Source organism: Nostoc sp., assembly GCF_036919575.1.
Lineage (GTDB): Bacteria > Cyanobacteriota > Cyanobacteriia > Cyanobacteriales > Nostocaceae > Nostoc.
Genome location: NZ_JBALBY010000003.1, coordinates 16,592 through 36,464 on the forward strand (window position 1 = coordinate 16,592; position 19,873 = coordinate 36,464).

Annotated in this window: 21 protein-coding genes; 14 read left to right on the plus strand and 7 right to left on the minus strand. The window is 43.1% G+C overall.

What is annotated here, in order from left to right:
* The first annotated feature begins 30 nt into the window (after window positions 1-30).
* The 3 genes from V7K27_RS01085 to V7K27_RS01095 all read left to right on the plus strand — a co-directional run bounded on the left by V7K27_RS01085 (window position 31) and on the right by V7K27_RS01095 (window position 8,286).
* Complete coding sequence (locus tag V7K27_RS01085; RefSeq protein ID WP_334943489.1) at window positions 31-3,297, plus strand: non-ribosomal peptide synthetase; 3,267 nt, start codon at window positions 31-33, stop codon at window positions 3,295-3,297.
* A 411-nt stretch (window positions 3,298-3,708) separates the two neighbouring features.
* Window positions 3,709-8,001 carry a non-ribosomal peptide synthetase gene (locus tag V7K27_RS01090; RefSeq protein WP_334943491.1) on the plus strand — a complete coding sequence of 1,431 codons (4,293 nt, stop codon included), beginning with the start codon at window positions 3,709-3,711 and terminating at the stop codon, window positions 7,999-8,001.
* 63 nt (window positions 8,002-8,064) lie between these two features.
* The gene (locus V7K27_RS01095; protein WP_334943674.1) at window positions 8,065-8,286 is read left to right on the plus strand and encodes a hypothetical protein; all 222 of its coding nucleotides are present in this window, start codon (window positions 8,065-8,067) and stop codon (window positions 8,284-8,286) included.
* Between the two features lie 104 nt (window positions 8,287-8,390).
* On the opposite strand, the gene V7K27_RS01100 is transcribed toward V7K27_RS01095, so the two are convergent.
* Complete coding sequence (locus tag V7K27_RS01100; RefSeq protein WP_334943493.1) at window positions 8,391-8,768, minus strand: hypothetical protein; 378 nt, start codon at window positions 8,766-8,768, stop codon at window positions 8,391-8,393.
* 127 nt (window positions 8,769-8,895) lie between these two features.
* Here V7K27_RS01100 and V7K27_RS01105 point away from each other — a divergent pair, with 127 nt between their 5' ends.
* From V7K27_RS01105 to V7K27_RS01120, 4 genes are all read left to right on the plus strand, one after another.
* A complete protein-coding gene (locus V7K27_RS01105) occupies window positions 8,896-9,075 on the plus strand; it encodes a hypothetical protein (RefSeq protein ID WP_109007304.1) in 180 nt (59 codons plus the stop codon).
* Window positions 9,076-9,174: 99 nt separating this feature from the next.
* Window positions 9,175-9,363: a hypothetical protein gene (locus V7K27_RS01110; protein WP_334943495.1), complete on the plus strand. Its 189-nt coding sequence runs from the start codon at window positions 9,175-9,177 to the stop codon at window positions 9,361-9,363.
* A gap of 112 nt (window positions 9,364-9,475) precedes the next feature.
* Window positions 9,476-9,763, plus strand: a complete 288-nt coding sequence (locus V7K27_RS01115; protein ID WP_334943496.1) for a hypothetical protein — start codon at window positions 9,476-9,478, stop codon at window positions 9,761-9,763.
* Between the two features lie 3 nt (window positions 9,764-9,766).
* Window positions 9,767-10,306 carry a pentapeptide repeat-containing protein gene (locus tag V7K27_RS01120; protein ID WP_334943498.1) on the plus strand — a complete coding sequence of 180 codons (540 nt, stop codon included), beginning with the start codon at window positions 9,767-9,769 and terminating at the stop codon, window positions 10,304-10,306.
* A gap of 230 nt (window positions 10,307-10,536) precedes the next feature.
* Here V7K27_RS01120 and V7K27_RS01125 read toward each other — a convergent pair whose 3' ends face one another.
* Complete coding sequence (locus V7K27_RS01125) at window positions 10,537-11,436, minus strand: alpha/beta fold hydrolase (protein ID WP_334943500.1); 900 nt, start codon at window positions 11,434-11,436, stop codon at window positions 10,537-10,539.
* Window positions 11,437-12,099: 663 nt separating this feature from the next.
* On the opposite strand from V7K27_RS01125, the gene V7K27_RS01130 reads away from it, so the two are divergent.
* The 4 genes from V7K27_RS01130 to V7K27_RS01145 all read left to right on the plus strand — a co-directional run bounded on the left by V7K27_RS01130 (window position 12,100) and on the right by V7K27_RS01145 (window position 15,478).
* On the plus strand, window positions 12,100-12,654 hold the full coding sequence (locus V7K27_RS01130) for a thioredoxin family protein (protein WP_334943502.1): 555 nt from the start codon (window positions 12,100-12,102) through the stop codon (window positions 12,652-12,654).
* Window positions 12,655-12,725: 71 nt separating this feature from the next.
* Window positions 12,726-13,454, plus strand: coding sequence for a UMP kinase (gene pyrH, locus V7K27_RS01135; RefSeq protein WP_334943504.1), 729 nt, complete (start codon window positions 12,726-12,728; stop codon window positions 13,452-13,454).
* Window positions 13,441-13,989: a ribosome recycling factor gene (gene frr, locus V7K27_RS01140; RefSeq protein WP_292803038.1), complete on the plus strand. Its 549-nt coding sequence runs from the start codon at window positions 13,441-13,443 to the stop codon at window positions 13,987-13,989. Before pyrH ends, frr begins: the two co-directional genes overlap by 14 nt.
* Before the next feature lie 367 nt (window positions 13,990-14,356).
* Window positions 14,357-15,478, plus strand: a complete 1,122-nt coding sequence (locus tag V7K27_RS01145) for a geranylgeranyl reductase family protein (RefSeq protein WP_334943506.1) — start codon at window positions 14,357-14,359, stop codon at window positions 15,476-15,478.
* A gap of 257 nt (window positions 15,479-15,735) precedes the next feature.
* On the opposite strand, the gene V7K27_RS01150 is transcribed toward V7K27_RS01145, so the two are convergent.
* Window positions 15,736-16,362 (minus strand): hypothetical protein, encoded by a 627-nt coding sequence (locus V7K27_RS01150; RefSeq protein ID WP_334943508.1) that lies wholly within the window; start codon window positions 16,360-16,362, stop codon window positions 15,736-15,738.
* Window positions 16,363-17,094: 732 nt separating this feature from the next.
* Between V7K27_RS01150 and cutA the strand changes: the two genes are divergently transcribed.
* From cutA to V7K27_RS01165, 3 genes are read left to right on the plus strand one after another with little or no spacing between them, the layout of a single operon-like run.
* Window positions 17,095-17,403: a divalent-cation tolerance protein CutA gene (cutA, locus tag V7K27_RS01155; protein ID WP_334943510.1), complete on the plus strand. Its 309-nt coding sequence runs from the start codon at window positions 17,095-17,097 to the stop codon at window positions 17,401-17,403.
* Between the two features lie 56 nt (window positions 17,404-17,459).
* Window positions 17,460-17,603 carry a hypothetical protein gene (locus tag V7K27_RS01160; protein WP_334943512.1) on the plus strand — a complete coding sequence of 48 codons (144 nt, stop codon included), beginning with the start codon at window positions 17,460-17,462 and terminating at the stop codon, window positions 17,601-17,603.
* Between the two features lie 24 nt (window positions 17,604-17,627).
* Complete coding sequence (locus V7K27_RS01165) at window positions 17,628-17,834, plus strand: hypothetical protein (protein ID WP_334943514.1); 207 nt, start codon at window positions 17,628-17,630, stop codon at window positions 17,832-17,834.
* Window positions 17,835-17,856: 22 nt separating this feature from the next.
* Here the strand turns inward: V7K27_RS01165 and V7K27_RS01170 are convergent, their stop codons facing one another.
* The 4 genes from V7K27_RS01170 to V7K27_RS01185 form a co-directional block, all read right to left on the minus strand.
* Window positions 17,857-18,048: a hypothetical protein gene (locus V7K27_RS01170; RefSeq protein ID WP_334943516.1), complete on the minus strand. Its 192-nt coding sequence runs from the start codon at window positions 18,046-18,048 to the stop codon at window positions 17,857-17,859.
* Window positions 18,049-18,159: 111 nt separating this feature from the next.
* Window positions 18,160-18,318, minus strand: a complete 159-nt coding sequence (locus V7K27_RS01175; protein ID WP_334943518.1) for a hypothetical protein — start codon at window positions 18,316-18,318, stop codon at window positions 18,160-18,162.
* Window positions 18,319-18,355: 37 nt separating this feature from the next.
* Window positions 18,356-18,748 carry a hypothetical protein gene (locus tag V7K27_RS01180; RefSeq protein WP_334943520.1) on the minus strand — a complete coding sequence of 131 codons (393 nt, stop codon included), beginning with the start codon at window positions 18,746-18,748 and terminating at the stop codon, window positions 18,356-18,358.
* A gap of 5 nt (window positions 18,749-18,753) precedes the next feature.
* Window positions 18,754-19,854 (minus strand): ABC transporter ATP-binding protein, encoded by a 1,101-nt coding sequence (locus V7K27_RS01185; protein WP_334943522.1) that lies wholly within the window; start codon window positions 19,852-19,854, stop codon window positions 18,754-18,756.
* Window positions 19,855-19,873 lie beyond the last annotated feature (19 nt).

A 19,873-nucleotide genomic window follows, 5' to 3' on the forward strand; every position in this document is an offset into this window, starting at 1 on the left:
TTGAATAAACTGAGAAAATAATAAATTTTTATGAGCTTATCACCTATAGATTACCAATCCAGATTAAGTGCTGTTGATTTCGATCCATTTTCAGGTGGAGAGTTATTATTAACTGCCCCTGCCACAGAATCACAAAAAGAAATTTGGGCTTCTGTGCAAATGGGAGACAGTGCCAATTGTGCTTATAACGAATCCCAATCTCTGCGACTAAAAGGAAATCTGGATGTAGAAGCTCTCCAGTCTGCTGTGCAACAGTTAGTCCAACGTCATGAAGCGCTACAGACAACCTTTAGCACAGATGGCAATACACTCTGCATTCTTGCTTCCCTGAAAATAGAAATCCCCATCATCGATCTTTCTGGACTGGAGCCACAGGAGCAAGAGACAAAAATAGCTAGTATCTTGCAACAAGAGGTAGAGCAACCGTTTGATTTAGAACACGGCCCCCTATTTCGGTCAAAAATTGTTAAATTGCAGCCGCAGGAGCATCTAGCTGTTTTGACAGTCCATCATATTATTTGTGACGGTTGGTCTTGGGCAGTATTGATGCCAGATTTGGGTAAACTCTATTCGGGCTTACAACAGGGTATTGTTCCTGAATTGGAAGAACCAGATCACTTCAGTGAATATGCGATCTTGCAGGAAGAAGAGGCCCAGAGTCCAGAAGCGATCGCTACAGAACAATACTGGTTAGATCAATTCGCTGACTCTGTGCCTGTGCTGGATTTTCCGAGCGATCGCCCTCGTCCACCACTCAGAACTTTTAACGCCGCCCGTGAAGATTGGCATTTAAATCCCGAACTAGTTGGCAACCTGAAACAACTAGGAACAAAACTCGGTTGTAGCTTTATGACTACCATCTTGTCAGGATTCGAGGTGTGGCTGCACCGCCTGACAGGACAGAACGATTTGGTTGTTGGTATTTCCGCCGCCGGACAAGCTGCTTTAGGCCAATATAATCTCGTAGGCCATTGTGTTAATTTATTACCATTACGTAGCCAGATTAATGGAGAAAAATCCTTTAGTGACTACTTGCAAACGCGGCGATCGGCTGTATTAGATGCCTACGACCACCAACAATTTACCTTTGGCAGTCTAATTAAAAAATTAGTGTTTCCACGGGATTCTAGTCGTATTCCCTTAGTACCAATCACCTTTAATATCGATCAGGGCTTGGACGGAAACAGTTTGCCATTTACAGGGCTGAAAGTAGAGTTTTTCTCAAATCCTCGCGCCTTCGAGAATTTTGAACTATTTATTAATGCTACAGAATTGCGTGGTCAAATGACCCTGGAATGTCAGTACAACACCAATTTATTTGACGCTGATACTATCCGTCGCCGGATGGCAGAGTTTGAGACTCTCTTAGCAGGTATAGTTGCTAATCCCAATCAAATTATTGCCAAATTGCCAATCTTGCCAACAACAGAGCAACAGTTGTTAGCAGCATGGAACAATACTCAAACAGCTTATCCTGAAGATTTATGCATTCACCAGCTGTTTGAAACTCAAGTCGAGAAAACACCAGATGCGATCGCAGTAGTATTTGAAGATGAACAAATTAGCTACCGCGAACTGAATCTGCGGGCCAATCAGCTAGCTCATTATCTCCAAAGCTTAGGAGTCGGGTCAGAAGTTCTGGTTGGTCTGTGTGTCGAGCGCAGTTTGGAAATGGTTGTAGGAGTTTTAGGCATTCTCAAAGCCGGGGGAGCCTATGTACCGTTAGATTATGCTTATCCTCAAGAACGTTTAGCTTTTATGTTGCAAGATGCTCAGGTGTCAGTACTACTGACGCAGGAGAAGCTAAAGTTGGGGCTACCCAAGCATCAAGCAGAGATTATTTGCCTTGATACCAACTGGCAGTCCATAGATTATGGGTTGGATAACCCAATAAATAGCGTCACTTCCAATAACTTAGCCTACATCATCTATACATCTGGCTCCACAGGTCAACCGAAAGGCGTTCAGATTGAACATCGGAGTGCTGTTAATCTCCTAAATGCGATCGCTCAAGAACCCGGTTTAACTGCTGAGGATACTCTCCTCTCTGTTACTAGCCTATCCTTTGATATTGCCGTTTCAGAAATTTTGTTACCCCTGTCTGTAGGTGCAAAGTTAGTGTTGGTCAGCCGTGAAGTTGCGGCTGATAGCACCCAACTGTTAAAAGCGCTAACCACCTCCGGTGCAACCTTTATGCAACCGACACCAGTTACTTGGCGGCTATTACTGGCAGCCGGATGGCAAGGTAGTCCTCAACTCAAGATGATTTCCACAGGCGAAGCCTTACCTAGAGACCTCGCAAATCAATTATTACCTAAGGGAGCTTGTCTGTGGAACCTCTATGGACCCACAGAAACAACGATTTGGTCAACAGGCTACAAGGTGACAACGGGAAATAAAGCAATAGGCATTGGTTGTCCTCTAGCTAATACGCAGATATACATTTTAGACTCCCATTTACAACCCGTTCCCATTGGTATCTCAGGTGAGTTATATATTGGTGGCGAAGGAGTAGCAAGGGGATATCTTAATCGTCCGGATCTGACTGCTGAGAGATTTATTTCTAATCCCTTCAGCCCAAACCCTAAATCGCGCTTATACAAAACTGGAGACTTGGCTCGCTATTTACCAGATGGACATATTGAATACTTGGGTCGTATCGACTATCAGGTAAAATTGCGCGGTTTCCGCATAGAATTGGGTGAAATTGAAACCGCACTTCTGCAACATCCAGGAGTAAAAGAAGCCGTTGTAATTGTTCGAGAAGACACTCCTAACGAGAATAGTCTAGTAGGTTATATTGTTGCCGAAACTGGTGAAGATAGCTTGCAAGTGATTTCGCAGTTGCGTCGATTCTTGAAACAACAGCTTCCTGACTTTATGGTGCCAACCATCTTTATGGCACTAGAAGCTATGCCACTAACCCCCAATGGCAAAGTTGATCGCAAGGCATTGCCAGAGCCAGATGCTTCCCGCCCGGAACTGGAGGCAAATTATGTAGCGCCTCGCACTCCCATTGAGCAGGAGATTGCAGATATCTGGAGGCAGGTTTTGAATCTCAAGCGGGTTGGGATTTACGACAACTTTTTTGAACTGGGTGGATATTCTCTACTAGCAATTCAAGTGGTTTCTCGAGTGCGCCAAGCTTTGCAAGTAGAAATCCTGATGTCCAATTTATTTCAATTACCAACGGTAGCAGATTTGGCTGAACGAGTGGAGACTTTGCGTTGGGCAACCCAAGGTATTCAGGCTGCTGAGAGTGAAACAGCTGATGATTACGAGGAAGGTGAGCTTTGACACTCTCAGGTCTAAAGACACTGAGATTCTACAGACAGAGTAAAACTCTCGCTATGACCGTCAAACGCCGCCTAAACACACTCAAAACAACTACCGACAATACTGATGTTGCAATCGTGCTTACTTTTAGTAATTCCAATGCTTTCAGAGTCCATCACTAAGCCAAATCGCGGTACGTTCCACAACCTGCCATTGCTTGCTCTTTCAAGTCAATACTGCCATTAGGACTAAAACAAAGACCGTTGTTTCACGGGAGCCGGGATTTCTCCGTACTAGGATGCTTCAACACGTAGATAGTTATTCTTACTTACCTCTTAATTTTACCACAAATACCACTGCGACTAAAGTCGCTTGAGTCGTTTACCTCTCAGGGCTAAGTGCCACTGAGTTTCCCACTTACCAGGATTTTTTATGAAAACATTAGATGAACTACTATCTGAGCTACGTCAGCGCGATGTCAAACTTTGGCTAGAGGGCGAACGCTTACGCTATCGGGCGGCAAAAGATAGTCTCACGCCGGAATTGCTGACCGAGTTGAAAACTCAAAAAGCCGAAATCATCAACTTTCTCCGACAAATTACCACAGCCGCCAATTCACAGATTCCCCCAATTGTCCCTTGTGAACGGAATGGCAACTTGCCGCTTTCCTTTGGTCAGCAACGGTTATGGTTCCTCCATCAGTTTGAACCTGATAGTTCCTCAAATAATATGCCAGTTGTGGTGCGTTTTACGGGGAATCTCAATGTTGCTGTCTTAGAGGAGAGTTTGCGAGAAGTAGTCCACCGCCATGAAGTTCTGCGGACAACTTTTCCAGCAGTGAATGGAAAGCCTACTCAAGTAATTGCCACTGATGTTTCCTTGACGTTGCCAATAATTGACTTGCAGCAAGTACCAGATGAACAACGGGAGGCGGAAGCTTACTTACTGGCAACTAAAGAAGCCCATCAACCCTTTGATCTAGCCAATGGGCCGATTTTGCGCGTGTTGTTGCTGCGATTGAGCGATCGCAAGCATCTGCTAATCTGGAATATGCACTGCATAGTTTGTGATGGAGCTTCTTCTGATCTGTTCTATCAAGACTTCACTACCATCTATAAAGCATTCTCGGCGGGAAAAGCTTCTCCTTTAACTCCCTTACCTGTGCAGTATGCTGATTTTACCAATTGGCAATATCAATGGCTCCAGGGAGAGGTTTTAGAGTCACAGGTAAACTACTGGAAGCAAAAACTAGAAGGCAATTTACCGATCATTAAGTTACCTTACGATCATCCCCATCCTCAAGGTGTGCAAACCTATCGAGGCGATCGCGCTCCCCTGTTGCTACCAAAGGCGGTAAACCATGCCCTGACACACCTGAGTCAAAAATTGGGAGCGACCCTCTTCATGACTCTACTGGCGGCGTTCGAGCTATTGCTCTACCGTTATTCTGGACAAGAAGACCTACTAATTAGCTTTGCAAGTGCAGGTCGAGGACAAGTTGAAACCGAGGGACTGATTGGATTTTTTTCTAATACCCTTGTACTGCGGAGTAACTTTGCAGGAAATCCAACTTTCCGAGAATTGTTAGACCGAGTGCGTAAGGATTGCTTAGAGGCTTATACCCATCAAGACCTACCCTTTGAGAAACTAATTGAAGAACTTAGTCCAGAACAACGAAATCGCAATAGTTCGCCCTTATTTCAGGTAAAATTCTCCCTCAATCCTCCTTGGTCGAATGGTCGTGGTATGGCATCAGTGCAACTACCTGATTTGACTATCACTTCTCTATTTGGCTATATCTATCATGGCAAGACCAAATACGATCTGACATTGGTCTTGCGGGAACAGGATAATGGTCTGGGCATGGTATTTGATTACAATGCCGAGATATTTGATGCTAGTACTATAGAGCGGATGTTGGGACACTTCAAAACTTTACTCGAAGGTATTGTTGCTAATCCCGATCAGCTGATTGCTGAATTACCCCTGTTGACAGCACCGGAACAACATCAATTGATTGAGTGGAATAGCAAACAGGCTGATTATGCCCAGGATACTTGTATCCATCACTGGTTTGAAAATCGAGCTAAGGGAACTCCAAATAATATTGCAGTAAGTTTTGAAAATCAGCAACTAACCTATCAGGAACTCAATCAGCGTGCAAATCAACTAGCTCACTATTTGCAAACTCTAGGGGTAGGATCGGGAGTACTCGTCAGTCTTTATATAGAGCCTTCCCTAGAGATGATTGTGGGGCTGTTGGGTATTTTGAAAGCGGGGGGAACTTACGTATCGATCGCTCCGACATCTGGGCAAGATGGTCTGGCTTTCATTTTAGAAGATGCCCAAATATCCTTAGTATTAACCCAAAGCTCATTGGTTGAGAAACTCTCTGAGCATCAGGCACAAGTTATCTGTTTGGATAGTGATTGGGAAGTTATTGCTCTACACACGATTGAAAATCTAGAGTATTATACCACAGATCAGACTCTCGCCTGTGTGATCTATGTGTCCGGCTCTAATGGAAAACCCAACGGTATAGCCATTACCCACCGTAATCTCGTCACCCACAGCTTGGCAATCAGTGAAACTTGGGAGTTGATCCAGAGCGATCGCTTACTACTCATAGCTAGTATCAGTTGCGATACTTTCATTGAATCACTGTTCCCTTGTTGGATTGCTGGTGCTACCGCAATTCTCCAGTCTCAAAAGCTACAAAACTCGGCGGCGCAATTTTTCCCATTCATTGCTCAACAACAGATTAGCATTGTTAATATACCTACTTCTTTTTGGTATGAGTTAGTTAAAGAGCCATCTGTATCTTTACAAACCTTGCCAGCCATTTTGCGCTTAGTCATGGTTGGTGGTGAAAAAGTCTCACGTAATGCTTATTTAACTTGGGTAGAAAAAGTTGGCAAGCGATCGCGCTGGCTTAATGCCTATGGATCACTAGAAACAACTTTAACCGCCACGGTTTACGATCCGGAAACTGCCACCGAAGCTAGTAATACTCGATCAGAAATTCCTATAGGAAGAGCGATCGCCAATACCCAAATCTACATTCTCGATCGGCGATCGCAACCTGTGCCAATTGGTATTGCTGGCGAAATCTACATCAGTAGTATCGGTGTTGCACAAGGCTACTTTAACCGTCCCGACTTAACATCTGAGAAATTTATCCCCAATCCCTTTAGCAGCGAATCTGGAGCATACCTTTACAAAAGTGGCGACTTAGGACGCTATTTAAGTGACGGCAATATTGAGTTTCTGGGCCGCCTAGACAATCAGGTAAAAATTCGCGGCTTTCGCATTGAGTTGGCTGAAATTGAAACAATTTTGGCTCAATATCCAGGGGTGCAAAAAACTGTGGTGATTACCAAAGAAGATGTTCCTAGAGATAAAGGTTTAGTTGCTTATCTTGTTCCCAAAGAAGGGGAGACTTTTGGGAGTGAGCAACTGCTAAGTTTTCTCCAGCAGAAGCTACCTGAGTATATGTTGCCTTCTGCTTTTGTCATAGTAGATTCTCTGCCATTGAATGCTAATGGCCAAGTTGATCGCAAAGCCTTAAGAGCGCTTAATCCAACTAATATTGAAATTAAAAAAACTTTTGCTACAGCAGAAAATCCATTACAACTTCAATTAACAGAAATCTGGGAAAATGTTTTAGGTATTCATCCAATTGGAATACAAGACAACTTTTTTGATTTGGGTGGAAACTCACTGCTGGCAGTACGCCTGTTTTCTCAGATTGAAAAGATAGCAGGCAAAAATCTAGCTCTATCTATCCTTTTGCAGGCCCCAACTATTGAGCAATTAGCTAATATTATTGAGCGGGAAAGATGCTCAAAACCTGGGGTTGCGGCGACACCAACAGATGATGTCAAGTCTGAAACTTCAATTCCTTGGTCATCTTTGGTAGCTATTCAGGCCAACGGTTCTAAGCCTCCTTTCTTCTGTGTACATGGTTTGGGTGGAGAAGTTCTGCGTTTCCGTGAATTGGCATTGCATTTAGGTTCAGATCAACCATTTTATGGACTACAACCACAAGGGTTAGATGGAAAACAACTTCCTTATACCCGGATTGAAGACATGGCAGCGCACTACATTCAACAAATCCAGACTATTCAACCCCATGAGCCTTATTTGATCGGCGGATACTCATCTGGAGGTATAATTGCTTACGAGATGGCTCGGCAATTGGTCATGCAAGGTAAGAAAGTAGCTTTGCTAGTTTTATTTGATACCTACGGTTCAAGAAATATTGCATCTGTGCCATTGCAAAAGCCAGCCTCTCGCCATTGGAAGAGTCTTTTAGCAATTGCATCTAACTATGTTATTGAGCCGATAAAAGGAAATACACAGCGGCTTAAGTATCAGATCAAAGAGATACTCTGGCGGATTGTCTTTCAGTTTTACCTGACCATCAGGCGCCCCTTACCTTACTCCAACCGGAAATTCATGGTTGAAGAGGCCAGCAGACAAGCGTTAAGAAAATATGTTCTACAAGTTTACTCAGGTCGGGCAACCGTATTCCGAACAGAAGATGGTCTTGTAGTTGGACAACGGCAGGCTGATCCCAAAATGGGTTGGGGTAAATTGGCATTAGGGGGAGTGGATATCTATGATATTTCTGGGATTCATAATTCCATTTTTAAAGAACCCCATGTACGGTCTGTGTCCGAAAAAATCAAGGCTTGCATAGATCAAATTATTGCAGAAACCTGAATCTTTTTCTGACTTTTCCGTTAAGGATTTATGTAAAAATAACTTGAACAATATGGTGGCGAAATTAGCTTTATTGATGCCTTAAATAGCGTCATCGCTGAACGGTTAGTGATGGTGATTGCTGGTAGTGGGAGAACAGCAGATAAACTTGCTTCTGCTTTGCATGGAGATGCTACTGATGAACGCGCTAAAGAATTAGCAGCATCTGGTCATCTACAAACAATTGACTTAGAAGCAGCACCAGAAGAGTTAATTAATACAATTACAAACTTACTTTTAACTTAGGACTGAGTTATGGCGAAGAAAGCGCCTAGACGTAGAAAAATAAACATAAAAAAATCCCCAGACTTAGGATGCTGGGGATTAGGTGCTTTAGGTCGTAAACTAATTTACTGGTTTAGCAGCCCGATCGCCATTTCAAGGTGTATCTTAGCTCTATGCAAGTTAAGCAAGCTCTCTTGGTCGTATCTGTCAGGGTAGCTCATAGCCTTGCCCTCCATTGTTAACTTAATCAGCGCCGCTTGCTCATCAGTGGGTGAGTTCATCTCATCTATCACCCTTTCAAGGAATTGAGTAACGCTAAAGCCTGGGGACTTTAGCCCTCTTCCTTGCCTTAGTTGAGCGATCGCTATTTGTGGGAATGCCATCAAGGTAACAATCCAACTGGTCTTATACCCTCCATTCCCAGTAGGCTTCAATCCGTAACGCCTACACAAGTCTCTCAACTCAGCAGTGGTTTTGATTTCGAGTTCTGACCTTGTGAACATAAAATAGAGTTACCCATTTGTAAAAGTGGTATCGGTGAGTTACAAGTTTTCCAGGCAAGTACTCACCGATTTTAAACTGTAACCCGATGGTTTCATCGACTTCAAGCTATATTTACTTTTCTAAACAATGCCTGACCGCAAGGGTAAACCTGAAAATTTTGGAAACCAACCAAGCAAGGAATTAACTGATCAATTGAGCTTCCGAGTCACCAAGGAAATGAAGGAAGAGGTAAAGGCTAAAGACGACCCTCCTGAGTTTTGTCGTCAAGCTATCCAAAAAGCACTAGATGAAGATAGGGAGAAGTAGTTAAAACTTTTTGGACGTAAATCAGAGGTAATATTATTTGGAAAATGACTGCTGAAGAATGGTTTCGTTAGTATCAAGCTATATTTACATCTCTCAACAATGCCTAATCCTAAAGGGAACCCTCAAAATTTTGAACCAGCGCAACCAAAGGGAGATAAGCCATTAACTGACCAATTGAGTTTTAGAGTCTCTAAGGAAATGAAGGAAGAGGTAAAGGCTAAAGACGACCCTCCTGAGTTTTGTCGCCAAGCTATCCAAAAAGCACTAAATGAAGATAGGGAGAAGTAGTTAAAAGTTCTTGGACTAATACTTCACGAACTATAAGAAAGTCCTTGTGTTAGAGGTTGTTTGAAAAGTATTTTTGTTTTATATCTAAGCCTCGGAAACCGGGAGCATCTCAATGAGTGTAAAAAGCCTTGTAAAACCTCACCCCAACCCTCTCCTTGGTAAGGAGAGGGAGCAAGAGTCTTGTTTCTCATCTGGTATATTTGCTTTCACTGAGATGCTCCCCGGAAACCTAACCCTCCTAGCCTCCCTTCCCTGCAAGAGAAGGGGTGTTTCAAAGCCTCTCTCCGTTTCGGGGAGAGGTTTGGAGAGGGGTTTTTTAGTATACTTTCAGACTTTTAAAACAATCTCTTATAGAGGGAGTAGCACTATATTTGAGATTAGAAAAGAAATTGGATCTTAAATTATGGCTTGGGAAATTACCACTGAAGAGTTATTGAAAAGATACACTTCCGGTAAGCGAAACTTCGCTGGGGCTGTGGTAATTAGAGAAAGAGGATATGGGCGCAACTACATTGACCTCAAAGGTGCTGTCTTGCGGGATATCAACTTGCGTGGAGCCGATTTTAGTTTCGCTGATTTGAGGGGAGCCGATCTGACTGGAGCCGATCTCTTTAGTACTTCTCTGATAGAAGCTCGGTTGGATAATGCGATTATCAGAGATGCTAACTTGGAATGTGTCAATTTGTATCAGTGTAATTTGACCAATGCCGATTTGACTGGAACTGTCTTGACTTATATGAATGCTGTTGATGCCATTTTTCGTGGGGCACAGCTCACTCCTTTTGAACACGCTATTTTGATTGGTGCTGATTTTCGAGGTGCTACCCCTGCCCTCCACGACATGATCTGTCGTGGCATGAATGTAATCTGGGATACTATTATGTTCGATGGCACTATTGAACATGGGCCTTACTTTGGAGAGTGGAAACCCATCAGTAAGTAAAGGAGCAGGTTTAATAACTGGCTTGATAGCATTGAGTTTTTCTATAATTCCCTCAATAGATTCTCCTTCAATTTTTTCCTGAATTTTCGTAGGAATATTAGCGAAGAAATCATATCTGTACAAAAAAAGTGGTACAAAGTCAATTTTTCGTATAGGCTCAATCAACAAAAAATAAATCTTTTGGAATATATTCAATACCACCCATTAGGTGAAAATTGAACCCTTGTCTATTACCGCGATCGCTCCAAAATCCAATCGAGTAAAATCGGATTGACTAACTCCGGCGCTTCATCCTGCGGACAATGCCCCACTCCCTCTAAAGGAATAAACTTTTCTACTTGCGGAAAGTTAGCTAATTCTCTACCTAATTTAATTGGTTCCCACGGATCAGCCGTTCCCCACAAGATAATCGCCGGACAGGGTAACAGTGGTAAAAGATCTTCTGGTAATGGCCCTGTAGAATAAGAAGTAAAGGCAAGAAACACAGCCCCAGCCCCCGGATCACTTGCTGGTGAAGTCAGAATATCTACCAACTCATCTGTCACCATCTCAGGATTCGCATAGGCTTGCAGCAGAATTTTCCGCACCGTTTTCGGTTTAGCGAGTTGATTGAAAAAGAAATCACCAACTGGTTTAATAGACAACAGGCGTTGCAGTACAGGCGCTCCGTAACGACGAGATAAAGGTAAAGTTACCCGTTTGCGATCGTGCAATAGCCGTAAAGAACAGTTGAGCAAAGCAACTCCCAAAGCAATATCTGGGTTACTTACTGCTGCTTGCATCGCTACAATACAGCCAATAGAATTTCCGACTAAAAAAGCTGGCTCACCAACAACTTCCCGGCAAAAATCTGCCACTTGCTGTCCCCAGGTTTCTAGTGTGTAGGTAATTTTTTCACCAGGTTGAGGTTTTGCGGAAGCGCCAAAACCAATCAAATCGATCGCATAAACCCGGCAACTTTCCCCTAATACGGGAATATTTTTTTGCCAATGCCACCAAGAAGCGCCAAATCCATGCACCAGGACAACAGCAGGCCCAGTGGTTCCTTGGGTTTGATAGCAAATCGGGAAATCTTGCCAAATCCAGGTTTTTGTAGAGTTAAGTGCTGTTTTTGAACTTGAGGTTGTCATGGTAAATTTGATGAAAACAAGGGTAAAAGCCTTTCAGTAGCAAGGCGCAAGTAAAATTGTTTTGAATTTGAATAAAATTTATCAGATTTTCAAAGTAAATCCTTTGCTCTAGTGATAGCTTAGATGTATACCACAAAAGCTTCTAGTAGTCTGTCAAGCTTAAATTGATGGGTAGTGCGAGCATCTTGCTCGCGTCGTGAGCGAGACGCTCACACTACCAACCCGTCAAAATGAATTTGACAGAACACTAGGCTTAATATAGCCTTTCCTAATCTACTGAGGTACAGTTATAACCTCACCGCGATAAAGCTGTGCTTTAACTCCCCTCTCCTTAGTAAGGAGAGGGGCTGGGGGTGAGGTTTTGATCTAGTTTTAGCCAATATAGAGAGTTTTCATCTTGTTGAGAGAGGGAATTTACTCATAACTTAGATTGTGTCAGTATTAGAAATAATAACTTCTGTAATGTGAGTAATATTTTTGCTATTTTTAGATGTGAGTGAATTAGCATTAGTGCTAGATTCAGTAGTTTCACAATTTACGACAGCCAATGCAAGTCTATAAGATTGTTGAATATGAGGCATCGGCTAAGGGGTGGTTTGCAACTGGAAACTGACGCTGAATTTCACAATATTTTTCTTGTTCTAGTTCTGCGAGCCAGAAAACATGAATCTATTAGAAACAATTGATACTCCTGTTGGGAGTTACGCACCAGATTTTGAATTGCCAGGAATTGATGATCAAGTACACCATCTCAGGCGTTATCTTGAGAAGTTCCGAGCAGTCGGTGTCATTTCTATGTGTAACCACTGTCCTTATGTAGACTGGTATCTAGGGAGGTTAAAAAACATTCAAGCCGAATTTGCCCCAGCAGGCTTTACACTAATTGGCGTGAATGGTAGTAATGGCGATCGCGACACTAGGTCAACCTTGGAAAATATGAAAGCTTTTGCCCGGGGTCACGACTTGAATTTCCCTTACCTGTGGGACTCTACCCAAGATGTTACCCGCAGTTTTGGTGCGACAAAAACACCAATGGCCTTTCTCATCGACACTAATGGTATAGTACGCTACAAAGGTCAAATTGACGATCATCCCCAAGACCCATCATCGGGGGGAGAGGATTATTTGAGAACTGCGATCGCTTCTCTGCTTCAAGGTGAAAAAATCGATATACCACAAACAGAAGCAATAGGTACTACATTGATTTGGCGTAACTAGACATAGATAGTCCCTGTAACTGCTATCTTAAATTGGAGGCAATTGCAACTTTTTTGATAAAGCAGAACTTCATGGGAACGAATTACCGACGGGTTTTACTCAAACTGAGCGGTGAAGCCTTAATGGGCAACATGGGCTATGGCATTGATCCAGAAGTGGTCAAAGGAATAGCACAAGAATTAGCAGAGGTAATCGCCACTGGCACTGAAATCGCCATCGTTGTTGGCGGCGGCAATATTTTTCGTGGCGTCAAAGCGGCGTCGGCGGGGATGGACAGGGCAACCGCTGACTACATAGGGATGATTGCCACGGTAATGAATGCCATGACGCTGCAAGATTCGCTGGAACGTATAGGGGTGCAGACGCGAGTGCAAACTGCGATCGCTATGCAAGAATTAGCAGAACCGTATATCCGTCGTCGCGCCATCCGCCATCTTGAAAAAGGACGGGTGGTAATTTTTGGTGCTGGTTCTGGAAATCCCTTTTTTACTACAGATACGACTGCGGCATTAAGAGCCGCAGAAATTGATGCGGAGGTGATTTTTAAAGCCACCAAAGTAGACGGAGTATATGATGCTGATCCTCATATTTATCCTGACGCCAAGCGTTACAATAGCCTTACCTACGCACATGTTTTAGCCAAAGATTTGCGGGTGATGGATAGTACTGCGATCGCCTTGTGTAAAGAAAATAATATCCCAATTCTAGTATTTGACCTAACGGTGCGAGGTAACATCCACCGAGCAGTCATGGGAGAATCCATCGGTACCCTTGTGGGAGGTTCTTGTGAAATTAGCTGAAGCTGAGAGTACGATGCAAAAGACCGTTGAGGCGACTCAACGAGCTTTTAACACAATTCGCACTGGTCGCGCCAATGCGAGTCTATTAGATAAGGTATCGGTAGATTATTATGGTTCGCCGACGTCGTTGAAATCACTGGCAAACATCAGTACGCCAGATGCTACGACAATCTTAATTCAACCCTACGATCGCAGCAGTTTAAATATAGTCGAAAAAGCGATTTCTTTATCTGATGTCGGTTTAACCCCCAGCAATGACGGTTCCGTAATTCGGCTGAATATTCCGCCTCTAACGAGCGATCGCCGTAAAGAATTTGTCAAAATGGCATCTAAATATGCTGAAGAAGGTCGTGTTGCTATTCGCAACATCCGCCGCGATGCCATAGATGCCATTCGCAAACAGGAAAAAAACGCCGAAATTCCTGAAGATGAAGCACGGGATCAGCAAGACAAACTGCAAAAACTGACAAACAAATACAGTGCCAGAATAGACGAATTGCTGGCAGAAAAAGAAAAAGACATCACGACTGTTTAAGTCTAAAGTCTGAAATAATAAAGGCTGAAGGATGATGGATAAATTCTTCAGCCTTTATTATTTCTTAAGTATCTAAGAAAAATTGATCGAGTAGGGGCAATTCATGAATCATTGGTGTCAACTTAACGTGAAAGCCAGTCTATAAGCAGCTTTTAAGATTGTCTCGTTAAGAGTCTCCGACTGGGAACGCCCTCATTGAGGCTCCGCCTCTGTAACTTGCGGCAGAGCCACCAGGAATTGCATTTCCAGCTTCTTGCTGGAAACGAGATTTTAAAAGGATTTTGCCTTAAGTTGACACGCATGTTCATGAATTGCCCCTACTCAATAGAAAATAAACTAATTTAGGTAGGAGCAAAAATTCAGCCATATGTACGACTGCATCATCGTCGGTGCTGGGCCTGCTGGTGGAACAGCTGCATATCATTTAGCCAAGCAAGGTCGCTCAGTATTAGTGTTAGAAAAAGAATCCCTGCCAAGATACAAACCTTGTGGCGGTGGTGTATCTCCAGCGATCGCTCAATGGTTTGACTTTGATTTTAGCCCAGTGATTTCGGTGAAAGCCGACTCCGTTCGCTTTACCTGGAAATTGGGCGACCCCGTGGAAGCAAAAATCGCCACAAAAGAACCAATCTGGATGGTGCGACGAGATATTTTTGACCATTTCCTAGTGCAGCAAGCACAGAAGCAAGGGGCTGAACTACGAGATAATACTGAAGTTACTGGTATTGAGTTTCAAAGCGACTATTGGCAAGTTAACACAGCCAATGGGCCAGTTACAGGTCGCTACTTAATCGCGGCTGATGGTGCCAAAGGACTAATGGCAAAATGGCTCGGCTTCAAAGAACGTAAACGCCGTTTAGCAGGAGCTTTGGAAGCAGAAGTTGTTGCAACTGTCAAGGAGAAATCGACAATTCATTTCGAGTTTGGCTTGGTGAAAAATGGCTACATTTGGAACTTCCCAAAAGCTGATGGTTATTCCATTGGTGTCGGTACGTTTATCGGTGGCGAACCTCAAGATTTTAAGAAGATTTTAGATGAGTATGCGCGATCGTTTAATGTCGATATCAAAACTAGCAAGCAGTATGGTTATCCCCTTTGCTTGTGGGATGGCAACCAAAAGTTGCATACTCAAAATGCAGTTTTGGCTGGGGAAGCTGCTTGTGTAGTTGATCCCATGACAGCAGAAGGCATTCGTCCTGCAATTTTTAGCGGTTTGATTGCAGCAGGAGCCATTAATCAGGCACTTTCTGGTGACACTAACGCTTTAGAAAAATATAGTGAAGCCATTAATGAACAATGGGGTACTGAGATGGCTTGGGCGCAAAAATTAGGTGGAGCATTCTATCGCTTTCCTGGCATTGGCTACAAAGTTGGTGTTAAGCGCCCCTCCGGTGCCCAAATCATGGGTAAGATTCTATGTGGAGAACTGCGTTATGGCGACGTTGCCAGTCGCGCCCTCAAGCGTTTAATCCCTGGTTTTGGAGGTTAAGTATTAGGGATTAGGTTAGTTGACACTCCCCCGTTTATAAAACGGGGATTCTTGGTTCAAAAGAGTGCCATTCCGCTATAAGTAAGTTGGCGCGAAAAAACCCAAGTATGTTACGAAACGTAAATAGGCTTAAAGCCCTTACTAATGACGCCACTTGCTTTAAGCCGGGGAACCCGTCCAACGCAGTGGCTCACCAATGACAAAGGACAAATGACAGCCTTCACCAGTTAGCTTTAATTGCGCCGACTTACTTACCTTTAGTTTTTACTAACAACGATTTTAGCGATGTAGTCTTCGCTCAAGATTCTCTGTCCGCTCTTTGGGTAAGGCAAAACCTCTCTCAATGTCACTGTATATTTGTCAAAAGATTGAGTTGCTGAAGCATCATTTCCTGGTGAAAGGGTTAGCATTAATGTTGAAAACTTCCTGCCATTTTTGATGATGTCTAATCCAATAGTCACTCGCCCTGCCCAAATACAAGTTACCTGAATTGGGCATCTAGAGTCCTCGATAAATTTTGAAAATTTGATTTCAATACCTTCAGTTCTCAGGTCAGCTATCTGTCCATACTTCAGATAAAATTGCTTATTGAAAGTCGTTCCAACTCTCGCCATCAACTGTTGATGATTACCTTGAGCAATTGATTGGACTTCTATTCTTGAAGGTTTGATATTTGATAAGAGTCCTAAGCTTGTCAGACAATTGACTCCACCAAGACTGGTATTAATCGCGCCGCATGATAAATATACAGAACTTGGAGCCACCGCAGTCGGAACCTGTTGTTGTGCTTGTGCTGGTTGAGCAAATACAGTCGCTGTAATAGTTTCCACTACTAGAGTCAAAGTCAATCCGCTCACAACGATGAAACGAGGAAAGTTATTCATATATGTGTTTGATTTTCGTTGTTTAACTTTTACAAATTCTTTGGATATATACGAATGGCACGCTTGAAAAGCGTAAACCCCTGAGATTACTGGATGAAAGGGTATAGGGTGTGGGAAGGAAGAAGATGTTGAACTCTAGGATGCACTAAAATTCAATTTTCTTAAACACTACACCCTACCCCCAACAAATAGCCAGCAAGAAGGTTTCACATGAGTCTTCGTACCATTCGGATATACACTTGTCTTATCTGCTGATTTTTAGCTATTTATGCAGAGACAGAAAAATCATCGGTTTGATCCCTTGTCAGATCAGGCGGGAACAGTACCAAATTCGGTTTTTTGTTATGCTCTTCTTTAAGATTTAAGCATTTTAAAACTTGGTGTCTCAAAATTACTTACTTTAGTAGGTAATACCATTTCACACAAACCCTGATACATATAGATTTCTCGTAGGGGAACATTGCTGTGCCCCTACCAACGTATTTGTATCATTATTAAAGTAAAACGGTATAAGCCCCAAACTTCAAAGCAATAGTCACGACTGCTGCTCCAATCGATAGAACGGAGTCAATATACTGGCATAACGAGATAAAATAAGTTTACTTTTGTAGATAAGTGGACATCTGTGGAAGCTCTGGATACTCATAATGTCGCCCCGTAAGCAAGCAATAGTAGCCAAGCTAGAGGGATTAGGGCGTGTTTTCTCACTCGAATTCTAAGTCGTCAACTTTTATGAAACTCTATTACGTAACTTTAAATAATACAGATGAAGCACGTAAAATTGGTCGGGCATTACTGGAATGTAAGTTAGCAGTTTGTGTCAATTGGTTCCCGATTACTTGTGCTTATAGTTGGCAAGGAGAAATTACTGAAGAACCAGAAGTTGTTTTAATTATCAAAACTCAAGATGGTTATGCTTTAGAAATAGAAAAAGTTATTCAAGAGTATATTACTTATACTAATTTGGTGGCAGAAATTTCTCCGACAGCAGTTAATCAAGGTTTTGTCAATTGGTTGAATGCAGAAGTTTCACCACGCTAACAATAGAAAATACTTAAGAAGACAGCATTCGGCGATCGCTTAAGTTACAAGATTTCTTGCAAACCACTGTCGATGAAGTCCGGGATTTTCTGGAGTGCGATCGCGTGACTATCTTCCAATTTTATCCAGGTTGGGGTGGAACGATTGTTGTTGAGTCTGTTGCACCAGAATGTGTGGCTCTTTTACCACTCCACATTTAGCGTCTTGTCAATGATATTCTTGATTTGGAACGCTTAGAATCGGATCGAACTGTCTTAGAAAAAACCACCTGCAAGGCGGCTGATTTAATTCAACAAGCAGTAGCGGGAGTGCAAGCGATCGCCAATCAGCAAAATATTACCTTTAAGATCCACTCTACCAATGCTCAAGTTTGGGCGGCGGCTGATGCCATTGTTCAAACACTCACCAATTTATTAGGTAATGCGATTTAATTTTCGCCTGCCGATTCGACTATTACCTTGAGTGTCCAAACCAGCTTTTAAGAGTCGGAAAATCAACTGTCGAGTTAGGCAATGGCTGAACGACAAACAGAGGTGGCGCACCGGCACTATCATTAGCTACTGCCGAAAGTCCGTGGAATAAAGCACGGGGTTTTCGGGTGTAGTACTGTTGTTCACCCAAAGGCAGGCTACGGTGTACACACAAGTCCTAAAAACCAAACCTAACTTGATAAGGCTTTCCTCGTTCCCATACTGAGTATGGGAATGCATTCATTGAGTCTCTGGCTCAATGCCTGACTGGAGGCAGAGCCTCTAATCAGCCATTCCCATGCAGAGCATAGGAACGAGAGAACAATGGGAAATCGAGCTTTTTTCGACTTGTGTGTACACCGTAGCCAAAGGCAGAGGGGAGAGCGTTGGTTGCTGTCGGGAGGATTTCTACAAAGCTTTGAGCAATAGCACTTAGATTAGTCATCTTTTGCGATCGCTGATATTACTTTAAAGGTGAGTATTCACTCCAAACTAATTTTCCACAACCCGTCTAGCGGATTTGACTGTTGGAATTGACTATCACTGCTGCCGAGCCAATTATTGTCATACACCAACCCAACACTGAATATACTATTTACAGGATATTGCCCTAGTTTTCCAAAACCTTCAATATTCTTTGAGTCAGTAATTACCTGCTGGTTCAACTGTATGGTTGTTTGGTTGCCGTCGTCAAAGTAAATTGTGGCTCGTCTGTTGTGAAAGCGCACTTGAACTTTGTAGACACCACCAGTTGCATAATAGTAAGCTTTGGCAGGCAGCTTTTGACCATCAATATTTTGCCCTTTGAACTCAACTGCCACAGCAGGCGTACCTAGCAGTAACAGGACTGGCAGGACTAAGCCTAAAACTTTCATTGCTACTAGCTCCTGACACCTAACATTTGTCTTTTAACAAGAGTATGGCCAGATTGAACATCAAACCAGTGAATATCCTCAAGGGGCAATGCTAATGTAATATCCTCGCCACTCCAATTTTGGTCTGTTGGCAACAAAGCACGTACCGTAATCGCTTCGGTTTGTGAACCCTCAATCCTAACACTAACCAAATAGTGCATACCCAAGTTTTCCACTAAAAACACTCGCCCTTGGATAGTCTGGGTATCACCTGGTTGAGCAATGCGGACATCTTCTGGGCGGATTCCCAGAACAATCTGGGGTGGTACAGTTGGTATATCTGGGAGAAGCACTTGGAAGTTACCCAGGAGCGCGTATTCTCCCTTACAAGGTAAAGTCAGCAAATTCATTTGCGGACTACCAACAAATCCAGCCACAAATAGATTAGCTGGATGGTTATAGATGCGCTCAGGTGGGTCAAGTTGCTGAACATAACCATCGTTGAGCAATGCAACTTTTGTGGAGAGCGTCATTGCTTCTGTTTGGTCGTGGGTGACGTAGACAACTGGCACTTTTTGGGCTGCAAAAATTTGCTTGATATCGGCTCGGACTCGTTCTCGCAGTAGTGCATCCAGGTTACTTAAAGGTTCATCCAGCAGGTACACATCGGCATTACGCACCAAAGCACGTCCGACAGCAACCCTCTGCCGTTGACCTCCAGACATTTGTCCAGGCTTGCGGTTGATTAACTCTGCTAATCCTAAAACTTCTGCTACTTCTGCGACTCGCTGTTTAATTTCTGTAGGTGGTACTTTTTTCAGCTTGAGTCCAGAAGCGAGGTTTTCGTACACCGTCATGTGAGGATAGAGTGCATAGCTTTGAAATACCATTGCAATGTTGCGATCGGCTGCTCGCTTATAGGTGACATCCACATCTCCAATCTTGATCTGACCGCGAGTAGGTTCTTCAAGTCCCGCAATCATTCGGAGGACGGTGGATTTGCCACAGCCAGAAGGGCCAAGTAAAGTGAGAAACTCATCGTTATCTACAGTTAAGCTAACGTCTTTAACAGGGACAACTTTCGGATTATAGGTTTTGTTTAAGTTTTTGAGTTCGAGTTTAGCCATTTTGATTTTTATCAGAAAG

Excerpts from the sequence above, each read along its gene's own strand:
- V7K27_RS01150 (WP_334943508.1), bottom strand. The coding sequence starts at position 16,362 with ATGAATAACTTTCCTCGTTTCATCGTTGTGAGCGGATTGACTTTGACT.
- V7K27_RS01130 (WP_334943502.1), top strand. The coding sequence starts at position 12,100 with ATGAATCTATTAGAAACAATTGATACTCCTGTTGGGAGTTACGCACCA.
- V7K27_RS01100 (WP_334943493.1), bottom strand. The coding sequence starts at position 8,768 with ATGTTCACAAGGTCAGAACTCGAAATCAAAACCACTGCTGAGTTGAGA.
- V7K27_RS01085 (WP_334943489.1), top strand. The coding sequence starts at position 31 with ATGAGCTTATCACCTATAGATTACCAATCCAGATTAAGTGCTGTTGAT.
- V7K27_RS01120 (WP_334943498.1), top strand. The coding sequence starts at position 9,767 with ATGGCTTGGGAAATTACCACTGAAGAGTTATTGAAAAGATACACTTCC.
- V7K27_RS01105 (WP_109007304.1), top strand. The coding sequence starts at position 8,896 with ATGCCTGACCGCAAGGGTAAACCTGAAAATTTTGGAAACCAACCAAGC.
- V7K27_RS01115 (WP_334943496.1), top strand. The coding sequence starts at position 9,476 with ATGAGTGTAAAAAGCCTTGTAAAACCTCACCCCAACCCTCTCCTTGGT.
- V7K27_RS01125 (WP_334943500.1), bottom strand. The coding sequence starts at position 11,436 with ATGACAACCTCAAGTTCAAAAACAGCACTTAACTCTACAAAAACCTGG.
- V7K27_RS01110 (WP_334943495.1), top strand. The coding sequence starts at position 9,175 with ATGCCTAATCCTAAAGGGAACCCTCAAAATTTTGAACCAGCGCAACCA.
- pyrH (WP_334943504.1), top strand. The coding sequence starts at position 12,726 with ATGGGAACGAATTACCGACGGGTTTTACTCAAACTGAGCGGTGAAGCC.
- V7K27_RS01175 (WP_334943518.1), bottom strand. The coding sequence starts at position 18,318 with ATGACTAATCTAAGTGCTATTGCTCAAAGCTTTGTAGAAATCCTCCCG.
- V7K27_RS01090 (WP_334943491.1), top strand. The coding sequence starts at position 3,709 with ATGAAAACATTAGATGAACTACTATCTGAGCTACGTCAGCGCGATGTC.
- V7K27_RS01145 (WP_334943506.1), top strand. The coding sequence starts at position 14,357 with ATGTACGACTGCATCATCGTCGGTGCTGGGCCTGCTGGTGGAACAGCT.
- V7K27_RS01185 (WP_334943522.1), bottom strand. The coding sequence starts at position 19,854 with ATGGCTAAACTCGAACTCAAAAACTTAAACAAAACCTATAATCCGAAA.
- cutA (WP_334943510.1), top strand. The coding sequence starts at position 17,095 with ATGAAACTCTATTACGTAACTTTAAATAATACAGATGAAGCACGTAAA.
- V7K27_RS01180 (WP_334943520.1), bottom strand. The coding sequence starts at position 18,748 with ATGAAAGTTTTAGGCTTAGTCCTGCCAGTCCTGTTACTGCTAGGTACG.